11 protein-coding genes are annotated in these 12,182 nt (G+C 44.0%); 1 reads left to right on the top strand and 10 read right to left on the bottom strand.

Annotation, left to right across the window (positions count from 1 at the left end):
• Positions 1 to 57: 57 nt before the first annotated feature.
• The 6 genes from QUB61_RS34370 to QUB61_RS34345 form a co-directional block, all read right to left on the bottom strand.
• The gene (locus QUB61_RS34370; protein ID WP_333135206.1) at positions 58 to 381 is read right to left on the bottom strand and encodes a DUF3122 domain-containing protein; all 324 of its coding nucleotides are present in this window, start codon (positions 379 to 381) and stop codon (positions 58 to 60) included.
• A gap of 44 nt (positions 382 to 425) precedes the next feature.
• On the bottom strand, positions 426 to 2,702 hold the full coding sequence (locus tag QUB61_RS34365; RefSeq protein ID WP_333135204.1) for an alpha/beta fold hydrolase: 2,277 nt from the start codon (positions 2,700 to 2,702) through the stop codon (positions 426 to 428).
• 82 nt (positions 2,703 to 2,784) lie between these two features.
• Positions 2,785 to 3,657, bottom strand: a complete 873-nt coding sequence (locus QUB61_RS34360; RefSeq protein ID WP_333135202.1) for a hypothetical protein — start codon at positions 3,655 to 3,657, stop codon at positions 2,785 to 2,787.
• 174 nt (positions 3,658 to 3,831) lie between these two features.
• Positions 3,832 to 4,635 (bottom strand): CPBP family intramembrane glutamic endopeptidase, encoded by an 804-nt coding sequence (locus tag QUB61_RS34355; protein WP_333135200.1) that lies wholly within the window; start codon positions 4,633 to 4,635, stop codon positions 3,832 to 3,834.
• Positions 4,636 to 4,670: 35 nt separating this feature from the next.
• On the bottom strand, positions 4,671 to 4,847 hold the full coding sequence (locus QUB61_RS34350; protein WP_333135198.1) for a hypothetical protein: 177 nt from the start codon (positions 4,845 to 4,847) through the stop codon (positions 4,671 to 4,673).
• Between the two features lie 22 nt (positions 4,848 to 4,869).
• Positions 4,870 to 5,934 (bottom strand): calcium-binding protein, encoded by a 1,065-nt coding sequence (locus tag QUB61_RS34345; RefSeq protein WP_333135196.1) that lies wholly within the window; start codon positions 5,932 to 5,934, stop codon positions 4,870 to 4,872.
• Here QUB61_RS34345 and QUB61_RS34340 point away from each other — a divergent pair.
• The gene (locus QUB61_RS34340; protein WP_333135194.1) at positions 5,933 to 6,061 is read left to right on the top strand and encodes a hypothetical protein; all 129 of its coding nucleotides are present in this window, start codon (positions 5,933 to 5,935) and stop codon (positions 6,059 to 6,061) included. The genes QUB61_RS34345 and QUB61_RS34340 overlap by 2 nt on opposite strands.
• Positions 6,062 to 6,072: 11 nt before the next feature.
• On the opposite strand, the gene QUB61_RS34335 is transcribed toward QUB61_RS34340, so the two are convergent.
• The 4 genes from QUB61_RS34335 to mgtA form a co-directional block, all read right to left on the bottom strand.
• Entirely contained in the window at positions 6,073 to 7,113 is a 1,041-nt protein-coding gene (locus QUB61_RS34335; RefSeq protein ID WP_333135192.1) for a calcium-binding protein, read from the bottom strand.
• A gap of 97 nt (positions 7,114 to 7,210) precedes the next feature.
• On the bottom strand, positions 7,211 to 8,206 hold the full coding sequence (locus QUB61_RS34330; protein WP_333135190.1) for a calcium-binding protein: 996 nt from the start codon (positions 8,204 to 8,206) through the stop codon (positions 7,211 to 7,213).
• Between the two features lie 448 nt (positions 8,207 to 8,654).
• Positions 8,655 to 9,458 carry a CPBP family intramembrane glutamic endopeptidase gene (locus QUB61_RS34325; protein WP_333135188.1) on the bottom strand — a complete coding sequence of 268 codons (804 nt, stop codon included), beginning with the start codon at positions 9,456 to 9,458 and terminating at the stop codon, positions 8,655 to 8,657.
• A gap of 129 nt (positions 9,459 to 9,587) precedes the next feature.
• A partial coding sequence (gene mgtA, locus QUB61_RS34320) for a magnesium-translocating P-type ATPase (protein ID WP_333190330.1) occupies positions 9,588 to 12,182 on the bottom strand: 2,595 nt, incomplete at its 5' end.

Genomic DNA, 12,182 nt, shown 5'->3' with positions numbered 1-12,182 from the left:
AGGTTTCATCCTATTTTACCTTTTTTTGTCTACCCCCTTGACAATTTGCACTTTTTCTTAACTTGTCACAAATGGGGGTTGAGTGCGATCGATCTTGACCACTCCAGGAAAACCCACCAATCGCAGATCGAAACTCGTCTGGTTATCTGGGCTGATGCGTTTAAAGGCGATCGCTTGCCAGTTATGCCCATTCTGATCTATCAGAGTTTGCCTCGATTGATAAACCATCTGTCCTGGTGCTTCCTCTAGTTCGCGAATGGCGGCAATTGTCGGGCTTTGGCCAAGTCCAACTAAGAGGCAAAACCAGATCGCAAGTCCGATCAATATGGTCTGAATTGACTTTCCAAATATCATAAATTTCTCCGGAAATTGAGTTTTCATTTTTTCGTCTGAATCTTATTCACGATCGCATCTACGAGTCTGGCTTACTTCTCCCCAAAGACTATCTTTGCGATCTGTGTACGCATTTCAAACAGATTCATATCTTGCCGATTGCCCAAGATGATGATGACAATCTTGTCATTGGGGTAGCGGGCAATGACACCATGAAAGCCGTTAACCACTCCCTCCTGACCGACCATTTGGTGATTACCTTCTTTGCTGATGCCCCAACCATAGCCATAGCCGAGTCCGCCGCCGTTAGGCATCAGGGCAAAAGGAGTGATCATCTTGTCTCGCAAGTTTTTCGGAATCAATTTGTCGGTGTACAATGCCTGATCCCAACGGTAGAGGTCTTCCACGGTGGAGTACAATCCGCCAGCGGCGTAGGGGATAGACATATCAATGTAATCAGCCGGAATGCTCGTCTGGTCACGATAGCCGACAGCAAGATCGCTGTTGTTGTGGTCGTAGCCCGAATTGACCATCTGCAACGGGATAAAAATATTGTCTCTGAGGAACGCTTCATAGGTCGCGCCAGATGCCCGCTCGATGATGGCACCTAGCAGGATATAGCCGGAGTTGCTGTAGCTAAACTTTTTCCCCGGCTGGAAATCTAACGGTTTGTCTTTGAACCGGGCGATCGTTTGGGTGGGAGATGACGGCGATCCTTGGGTGGTCTGGAAGTCTGGGAAGCGAGTGAAATCTGGGATGCCAGAGGTATGAGTCAAGAGTTGATGAATCGTGATCTTCTGCCATGTGGCAGGACATTCTGAAAAGTAAGTGCAGATGCGATCGTGAACGTTGAGTTTGCCCTGTGCCTGCAAGATGAGGATCGCCATCGCCGTGAACTGCTTCGTCAGTGAGCCAAGGCGGAATTTTGTTTGCGCCGTGTTCACCCAGTGCTTTTTGCGGTCTGCCTCGCCATACCCATTGCTGATCAGAACTTTGCCGTTTCGCGCAATTAGCACTGACCCGCTAAAGAGTCTCGCTTTAGTCAGTTTGCTCAAGTATCTGTCAGCTTTGGAAATGATGTCCTGAGCCAGAACCTTGTTCACCATCACATCTACAAATTTGGCTGACTCATTCACCCAAGGATTGTGACCCGATCGCTCAAACCAGATCAATTCTTTGTGTGGCGCACTCAGGAGATTAAAATAGTCCTTGGTCAGCTTGGGCGGTGCGTTAACATCGTGGCGACCAATCAGAAAGTAGACTGGCACTTCCAGGCGCGTTGCTTGCTTACGAAAGTCCACATTCCACAATTGTGGGTAAACAACTCCGAAAGTGTCCAGCAATCCTCGGATAAGATTTACCTTGTCGTACAACCCGTACTCGGAACCTGCAAGGTCTCGCAAAGTATTGAACCCCGAATTAGCGATCGCAGGATTTTTATTCATATAGTTGAATGTCTCCGCGAGGTAAGCCGCACTCTTCAATGCAACATCATTGCCGTAATAAGGCGGCGAACCCTGATGCTTGAGTTTTTCCACTTGCTGCGTGTCTCCACGTTCCTGTGCCAAACGCAGAGCAAAATCGTAGCAAATCCGGTCGTTTTCTAGAAACGCTACCATCTGCCCCGTGCCGATAAACGCATGAAACAATTCCGGGTAACGTTGCACCGCCATGATGCCAAGGGCGCTGCCCCACGACTCACCCAACACATAAACTTTTTCTTGACCAAAGCGTTGTCGTAGGTTCAAGACCAATTCGCGGGCATCGGTGATGTAGCGATCGGGGGTCAACTTAGAACGATCTACCGCGTCAAAGGATTTGCCCGCCCCGGGTTGGTCCCAGTTGACGACAACAAAGTGATCTTCCAATCCCGCTAGTGCGCGTCGCTCAGTGACGAGTTGGCTACCACCGGGACCACCCGCCAGAAAGAGTAACACTGGATTGCGCGACTCCTTGCCGCGAATTGTGATCCACTGATCACTGCCGCCGAGTTTCACTTTTTCTAGTACCGCAATGCTGTTGGGGATAGGTTTGCCGTTAACATCGAAAATGGGCGGTGTAGAAGCGAATAGTTGCGAGGCGAAAATGGCGAGGAGGGCGATCGTCATAAACCCTACAAGCTCGGCAAGAACTACGCGCCCGGTAAAGCCAAGCCGAAACACCGCAATCAACAGAGCCACCTCTGCCATTGCAAATAGAATCTGAATCGATGCGGGAACAGTGGTGCTAATCGGCAGCAATGCTACTGGTAAAATCGCCAGAATAATTAAGATGAACACCAGAATTCGTAGTGCTGTGAGGGCGATCGCATTCACGATTTGCAGTTTTGGGAGCCTCAAAAGCTTGTGGAAATGAATAAGTTGACTCATGATAAATTCCCCTATTTGGACAATTCCATCAGCTTCAGATATTGGTGGTAGAGCATAACGATCGACATAGATGCCGCCCTAATTACTGAGTAACTATTTGAGGTTTTTTTCTACCAAATTGCCACAGCAAGATGATACCTAAGCCGAACAGATTGACTAGGGAAACTACTAATCCTCCGAAAAATGGAATTAGTGTCAGAATAGTCACGATCGCCAAACCCACCAAGAACTGCTGCTGTAAAGATCGATCGCCCTTACCAACCACACGTTGACCGACAAAAAGCGCCACACCTAATGAGCCGACTAGAGCAGTAATCACCGCAGTCAGACTCAGGAGTGGAATCAGAGGAATACCAATGAGCGTAATCGCTAAAAACACGGTAGCAAAAACAAAGGAAACGATCGCCCCGATTCCCCATAGAGCAGTCAAACCGGGATGTTGACCCAATTTTGTCGCCAAATTTGGCAGGAACTGTGGGCTGGTTTGTAACACGATCAGTCCGAGAATAGCTGCTACTACAGCGGAACAAGTTCTAAAAATGGTACTGAAGAAATATTGCGCGAAGAAGCTACTTCTGCCTCGATCGGAGCCATACATCATGCCATGTCGATCGCTGAATGTAGCGCGTTCACCACCAATAATGGCACCTGGTTCCTGTACGATTTTGCCGCCAAATGAGTAAGCATCCCCTTCTACCCGCGCTCCTTTTTGCAGGATGACATCTCCGCCAAACGCGATCGCTGTATCCACAACTTTGGCATTAGGGGATACCGTAACACTCCCGCCAAAAGCAAGGGCATTTTCGACAACTTGGTTCTCTGGTACGGTTACGCTTCCACCAAAGCGGATGAGGTTGGTATTGTTGATATTGATATCAGTCTGCGCCAGGGCATTGCCTGCAAATATTAAGCAAATGGTAGCTATAAAAGCCAGAATTAATTGTTGCCATTTCATCGATTTCATCCTCGTCAACGACAAGAAAATTAACTATCTTTCATGATATCGAACAAAAATGAAGAAACTGTGAGTAACGTTTGAATGAGATGACTTATAATCGACCAAATCATCCAAGGGATTAAGTATGCAAGTCGGAAATACGTTAGTAATTGTTTCAATTGAAAGTATTGCTTAACACAGAAGGGCTTTCTTACGACTATATGCTATTCCTAAAATAACGGATACTATTAGCTCGATGGAAAAAACAACAATTACTTTCCAATTCAAGTTTAGCTGCAAGGCTCCGTTATTACCTATATATAAAGCTAAGCCAATACACCCATTGAACCAGGCGTGACTTAATACACAGAGAAATAAATTGCTTGTGTATTTATACAGAGTTGTAAAACTGGAAGTTAAAATTATGCCTGAGAATAAATACAACCCAAATGGAAATGAACTTTGAACTGTCCCTTTTATAAACCATAACGGCAAATGCCATATGCTCCATATAGTTCCCACCATAAGAATAGAAGGTGAATAATTAACTACCTTTTCTAATTGAGGCTGCAAAATTCCGCGCCAACCTAATTCTTCTAACCCACCGAAAAGGATGAGCAGTGGTAAATTAATAATTATCGAGAGTATTGAGATAGGTCTGTTGATGCCAAAAGCAATCCAAATCATCAATAAACGCCAAATTGTAAATAATCCAAATATTAGCCATGCTTTTCTATCGATTTTTTTACCAAAGATATACTTAACAAAAGATTCTGGAATGAAATCTTTGTTGAACTGGCGATAGATAATATAAGAACTAATGGCTGGAGCTAAGACACCGATTATGTATGGTATCCAAAATAAAGGCTCACCATACAAAAGGAAATTAAAGTATTTATTCCCGATGATAATAATCAGCCAAGATAGCCAAGTTATCGAAAAAGTGTAAAGCAGAAAAAATCCGATTTGCTTTAGCGCTCGCTTCTTTTGTTTCATATTTTTATCTCTCCTTAACTTTTTACAAAATTATTTTATAGGTGCTGATCGCCAACTTTTTTGGTTGGTGTTATGTTCATCAAATAACCGCCTAAGCCTGTTATCCATAGCACAATTGGATAAACAAGCCATCTTTCTGTTCCACCCAAGCCAATAAAAAAGTGCGATCGCACTCCCCAGCAGCGATCGCACTCCCCAGTAGGATCAAGCAAATCCCTAATAACTTCGAGATTTCTATCCAAGTGAAAATGTATAATCTGGAGATGATGGTAATTGATTCAAGGTCAGATTTCCGCCGCCTTCAATAACAGCGATCGTATCAAATGAACTGGTTGATAGCACTCCATTTATAGCGTTTCTAAAGCCCTTCGTTTGGATAGCTAAATCTCGACCATTGTTAATGGAAAACACCGAGAATATATCTAAGTAAGAATTTGATAGTGTGAAAGATCCTGCTAGCTGAATAGTATCCTGACCTTGATTAAAGTTCCGAATTGTAGCAAAACCCGGCCCGATATAAAACTGTGTCGATCCTAGTGGCGATCCCCTACGGCTTATGTTCTCCTTACCAAGCGCAAATGTATCGCGGCCGCTACCGCCAATGAGAATATCGAATTCATTACTGCCATCACTTTCATAAAGTCGAGTGCTTCCAAAGCCATTACCTGTAGCTAAACCTACTTCAACTGCAATTAATTCAACTTTCCCCACCCCGGAACCGGTGAGGATGTCATTCCCAGAACTTCCGACAAAAGTCGCAGACCGGCTTAGCTCGTTTTTCCCAAAATTGAAGTAGTGTTCCCGACCAGTTTTCAAGGTTCCAGAGTTGACAAATGGCACAATATCGGGGTTTTTCTGTAAGTATTCTGTTTCAAAAAATGAAGTTCCAAACCGACCGTCTTTTACCCCGAATTGAATGAAGTGCTGGTAGCCTGATTTGAAAGTTCCGTTCTGAATAAACGGCAGTAAATCTCGGTTATTTGCTAGATAAAACGTTTCGTCATACTCAGGCGATACGGGGGTACGACCTTCTTCGTAACCTAATTTGATAAAGTGGTCTAGTCCGGTTGCAAAAGGCGCGTTTGGGTTGCTAGGAGTGCGGACTAAGGCCGCGATGTCTGGGTTGCCAGCGAGGTAAGTAGCTTCGTCAAAATACCGCGATACTTTAGTTAGGCCGGCGGCTTGACCGAATTTTTCAAAGTGTTCTTTCCCAGATTTGATGCTTCCGGCATCAATGGCTGGTTTCAGCCACGGATATTGGGCGAGGTAGTATTTTTCGTCGAAAATGTCGTAATTCATGGTTGCTTTCTTAAAAAAAGTAAAGTACAGTCGCGAAAGGCGAGTTGTTGGCATCGGCCAGTGCGATCGCCCATTTTGTTCTATGTGCGATCGTACTCCCAGCAGCGATCGGGCAAATCCTGAATAGCTTCGAGATTTCTACGTAAGTAAACGTGTGAAACCAGATCCTGGTGATAGATTCAAACTGAGATTTCCGCCACCTTCAATAACACCAATTGTATCAAATGGACTGGTTGAGGGAACAGAAACTCCATTCTCAAAGGTGGGAAAGCCTTTCCTTTGGATAGCTAAATCTCGATTATTGTTGATGGGAAACACCAATAACTGATCTGAGGAATCCACTAATAGCTGGATGCTATCTTGACCTTGGGTAAAGTTCCGAATTGTAGCAAAACCCGGCCCGATGTAATACTGTGCTCCACGCAATGACACATTACGGGCGAATGCTTGATATTCGCCTAACACAAATTTATCACGACCGATACCGCCAATGAGAGTATCAAATTCATTGCTGCCATCACTTTCATACAATCGGGCACCGTAATGAGGTTCTACACCTATTTCAACTCCAATTAATTCGGCATTCCCCACCCCGGAACCCGTTATAATGTCATTGCCGGAAGTTCCAACAAAAGTCGCAGAGCGGCTTGGATCGGAACTTCCGAACTTGAAGTAGTGTTCGCGACCAGTTTTTAAGGCTCCAGAGTTGACAAACGGCACAATATCGCGGTTTTTCTGTAAGTAGTCCGATTCCAAAAATGAAGTTCCAAACCGACCGTCTTTGATTCCGAATTGAATGAAGTGCTGGTAGCCATTTTTAAAAGTTCCATTCTGAATAAACGGCAGTAAATCTCGGTTATTTGCTACATAAAAGGCTTCGTCATACTCAGGCGATACTTGGCTGCGACCCTGTTCGTAACCGTATTGGATAAAGTGGTCTAGTCCGGTCGCAAAGGGCGCGTTTGGGTTGACTGTGCTGACGAAGGGTGCTATCTCTGGATTGTCGGCAAGGTAGGTAGATTCGTCAAAATAACGCGATACTTTAGTTAGGCCGCCTGCTTGACCATATTTTTGAAAGTGTTCTAGTCCAGATTTGATAACTCCTGCATCAATGGCTGGTTTCACCCAAGGATATTGCGAAAGGTAGTATTGTTCGTCGAAAATTGCGTAGTTAGCCATGTTTTACTCCTGATGTTTGGATGATTTTGAGCTTGAATACTCATTAGTTTTCTAGATAAAAAAGTCATGAATCATCGGCGTTACCTAATACTAATGACTATCCAATCAAAAAAGTACCATCACCATTAGATTGTTGGAATACCAAATTCAAATTTGCTCCTCCTTCAATCACGCCGAGCACATCTCCAACTCCAAAACGCTGGATTGACAAATTGTTGCCAACGGGATTCAGGCTGTAGCCGTCGCTTAAAGAATTTCCTGCCAGTTGGATCAAATCGTCTGCTGCATTGAAGTTCCGAATAGTAGCTTGAGCGTTACCCGTATACAGCGGTATCGCCATTGCGACGCCATTCCCACCTGTACCAATAAAAACTCCGAGGACGAATGTATCAACTCCCGGACTGCCAATCAGGACATCGAATTCATTGCTTCCAACGCTTTCGTATTGCCGATTGCCTTGGCGGCTATCGATACCTACTTCCACTCCAATCAGTTCGGTATTTCCCACACCAACGCCTGTGATAATATCGTTGCCGCGAGTGCCGACCAAAGTAGCAGATCGGCTGGGTTCGTTTTTCCCAAAATTGAAGTAGTGTTCCCGACCAGTTCTCAAATTTCCCGAGTTGATAAATGGCACAATATCGGGGTTTTTCCTTAAGTATTCTGGTTCAAAAAATGAAGTCCCAAAACGACCGTCTTTGACGCCGAATTGAATGAAATGCTGGTATCCCGATTTGAAAGTTCCATTCTGAATAAACGGCAGTAAATCTCGGTTATTTGCTACATAAAACGCTTCGTCATACTCAGGCGATACTTGGCTGCGACCCTGTTCGTAACCGTATTGGATAAAGTGGTCTAGTCCGGTCGCAAAGGGCGCGTTTGGGTTGAGTGTGCGGACGAAGGGTGCTATCTCTGGATTGTCGGCAAGGTAGGTAGATTCGTCAAAATACCGCGATATTTTTGTGAGGCCGGCGGCTTGACCGTATTTTTGAAAGTGTTCTAGTCCAGATTTGATGCTTCCTGCATCAATGGCTGGTTTGACCCAAGGATATTGCGAAAGGTAGTATTGTTCGTCAAAGATATCGTAATTCATCGTTGTTCCTTGAAGAGAGTAAGGTGCGATCGGACATCTTGCACCATTTGCACGAACAGCCTTTCAGATCTGCTAAGCTAAAGTTCAATTTTATTGTGGGGTTAGCCCAAGAGTCATCCCCTAAAAGGCTGATTGATTCTTGTGCAAGATTTCTAGCCGAGGAAAGTGATAACCGCTGGAGGATTAAAGGAATTTATTATCCCAATTTCTTGCAGATTTAGATTTGCTCCCCCCTGAATTATGGCAATTGTATATGTTAATAATTGTTTCATTATCTTACTAAATTCTGTTGGCTACAGTTTCTTGTTTTGTTAATAACTATTTTTGAAATTCCTGAATGCTTTGCTGGACTAATTTACTTAGCAAATCTAAATTTTCAAGCATGGGAAATGACATATTACTTTCATAGGTTTTCAGGAAACCAACTGAACCAAAATTAAGTATATCTCTATCTATACCGAGCTAATGTCTTTGAACCCCACAGAAAGATTACAATAACAGAGGCGATCGCAATTATTGAATAGTGAATATCAGGATAGTCAAATAGCGGATTGTGGGTTTGATCTTTTGGAAATAAAATCCTCCCAATATTAGCTATGGTGTGAAATAGAATGCACACAAATACACTTTTTCCAGTGTTGTTATAAAGCCAAACAATTAGTATCCGCATAGCAACAGTACCGAGAGTTGCCCATAGTATCCATATCAAACCGTGACCCTGTTGAATGATTGATGGATAATGACATATTGCCCACACCAAGCCCACAATGATGGCGGTTGTTAGTGCAGACCATCGTTCTTGCAGAGCATCAACGGCATATCCCGACCAGCCGACTTCTTCACCTGTAGCAAGGAGGAAGAAGGCAACAGATATTACCGCGTTCTTTAGAAACGGAATTTCCACTTCTACCGGAAGTGGCAGTCTAAACAGTTGCATTACTCCATATATCACTAAATATATTATTGGCATCAATAAAATAAGAGGCAAATACCAGATTTTTTGCCTGATTCTTGAAAAATCGAAAATTCTTTTTAACAGGGTCTTTATACCAAGAGTTCCCTCTTCTTTATATACAAGGATGCAGGCAGCTATTAACGGTGTAAAGGCGGCTATAAAGTCAGTAACAGGAACATCCAGAGGAAGTCCTTTAACTTTGACCATTGTTCCAATTACCCATAATGGAATATTAAGAGCAAAAACCATTAAAAAGAATTTTAACGGTGATTTATTGGATGATGTGCTGGTATACATAATTGTGATTTGTTAAAGGTCGTTTTATACTGATTAGTTAGAAAGTGACTTTAAATGTAAGAATTTCATCGAGATCAAAGTTTCGTTAAAATTTAAATTCAACTAACTGCAACCCCTATTCCTTGACGACTAAAACTTTACGTGGCTGTAAAACACTCGTTTCACATTCTCGGCCGCAGTAACGTAGAGCATGACAATCGCCCCCAGAACCAGCATAAAACTCAACGGCAACGGGCGAAATCCGAGCAGGGTGCCCAAAGGTGTCCAGGGAATGATTAGTGTCACTCCTACGGTCGCCAGCGTCGCAATCAACAAGTATTTTCCAGGTTTACTGCTGAAAATAGATTTGCGGGTACGAACGACCAGCACAACCATCGAAGCCGAGATGACAGACTCTAAAAACCAGCCTGTTCTAAACTGTTGTGGTTGAGCGTGCAGCAGGAATAGCAGCGCCCCAAACGTCAGGTAATCAAATATGGAACTCAGCAAACCAAACACAATCATGAAGTTGCGGATAAACTTGATATCCATCCGACGCGGTTTGTTGACTAACTCCTTGTCTACGCGATCGGTTGCGATCGTCAATTCTGGGAAATCAGTTAATAAATTCGTCAGCAAAATCTGACTAGGTAACAGCGGCAAAAAAGGTAGAAACAGAGAAATTCCCGCCATACTAAACATATTGCCAAAATTAGCGCTCGTTGCCATAAATACATACTTTAAAGTGTTGGCAAAGGTAATCCGTCCTTCCTTTACGCCTTCGATCAGGACATTCAAATCCTTTTCCATCAACACAATGTCAGCAGCTTCCTTCGCCACATCCACAGCACTTTCTACCGAAATACCAACATCGGCAGCATGAAGCGCAGAAGCGTCATTAATGCCGTCTCCCAGATATCCAACTACATTCCCCGCTTTTTTGAGAGCAATGATAATCCGCTCTTTTTGGTTTGGTTCTACCTCGGCAAAAACATTTGTTTCTTGTACTCGGTGCATCAAGGCTTCATCACTGAGTTTTTCTAGTTCAGATCCAGTCAAAGCCTTTGGTTCCGGCAGTCCTACCTGCTGAATAATACTCATAGCAACCGCCTTGCTATCTCCAGTAATCATCTTCGGGGTGACTCCTAGCTGTTGCAACTCTTTGAGGGTGTCAGCGATGCCAGGTTTTGGCGGATCGAAGAGCGCCAGGTAGCCCATAAATGTCATGTTTGTTTCATCATCTTTGGTGAAGGAATCTCGATCGCAATCCCGATAAGCCACACCCAAGGCTCTAAATCCTTTACTGCCCAAATCTTCCGCTTGTTGGTGGAGTTTTTGTCGCTGATCTGCAATGTCGATCGTTTTCCCTTCAGCAGTTTCAACGGTTGAACAAACATCCAGAATATTTTTCAGTGCGCCTTTAGTAACAATCAGATGTGTGCTGTCTTTTTTGAACAAGATGCTGAGACGTTTGCGGTTAAAGTCATAAGGCACTTCATCTAGCTTTTGATAACCAGAAATGTCGAATGTTTTGTATTCGCGAATTGCTTTGTCGATCGGATTTACATAACCAGACTCAGATGCGGCATTCAAATAAGCGTAAAGTAAAACCAGATCGCTATTTTTCCCCTCGACATCAACCGCAGAGTGAATTTTCACCTCTCCTTCCGTCAGCGTACCCGTCTTATCGGTGCAAAACACATTCATACTGCCAAAATTCTCGATCGCGGGTAAGCGCTTCACGATCACCCGCTTTTTCGCCATTGTCTGAGCACCGCGAGCCAGGTTAACACTGACGATCGCAGGTAGCAGTTGAGGGGTCAAACCAACCGCCAGCGCCAGAGAAAACATAAAGGATTCCAGTACAGGGCGATGCAGGTAGACGTTGGCGGCAAAAATTAGAGCCACCAAAACTAGCGTTACTTCCATCAAAAAGTAGCCGAATTTGCTCAGCCCATGTTCAAATTCTGTTTCGGGAGGTCTGAGTTTCAGGCGTTCGGATACTTTGCCGAATTCAGTTTCTTTTCCAGTACGAACTACTACTGCTTTGCCAGTTCCACTAATCACATTGGTTCCCATATAGAGGGAATTAGTGCGTTGATTTAGTCCAGTTTCAGCCGGCAATATACCATTTAGTTTGTCAACCGGATAAGTTTCTCCTGTCAGTGCTGCTTCATTGACGGATAAATCTTTCGACTCTAAAACTAGACAGTCACCGGGAATATTTTTACCTGCACAAAGCACCACAATATCACCCGGAACTACTTCCTGATTGGGGATTTCTTGAGATTGATTATCCCTCAACACAGTTGCTTTAACTTGCACTAATGCCAGTAGTTTCTCGACAGCGTTCGATGCTCCTCGCTCTTGCCAAAATCCTAATAGTCCACTGATCAGGACGATCGCCAAAATGATGATGGCATCTAGCGCATCTTTCAGAAAAATCGAGAGCAGCGCCGCAAAAATCAGAATCAAGATAATCGGACTCTTGAACTGATTGAGCAACAGTACCAATGCGCTCGATTTGTGTGTTTGTTTGAGGCTGTTGGCGCCGTACTCGCTCAGGCGTTGTTTCGCATCAGCACGGCTTAAACCGGAGGTTGTAGAGTGCGTCTGCTGAAGCACCTGATGTAAGGATTCAGGTAAAAAATAGTTCCGCAGAGAGCCCAAAAATATGGTAATGTAGTCAGATGAGCGAAAAGCCAGAGTTATCAGCAGCACTAAAATTAGAAATAGTTGACCAGT

Source organism: Microcoleus sp. C2D2 (assembly GCF_036702495.1).
Classification (GTDB): Bacteria; Cyanobacteriota; Cyanobacteriia; order Cyanobacteriales; family Microcoleaceae; genus Microcoleus.
This window is presented reverse-complemented; position numbering and strand designations above follow the sequence as displayed.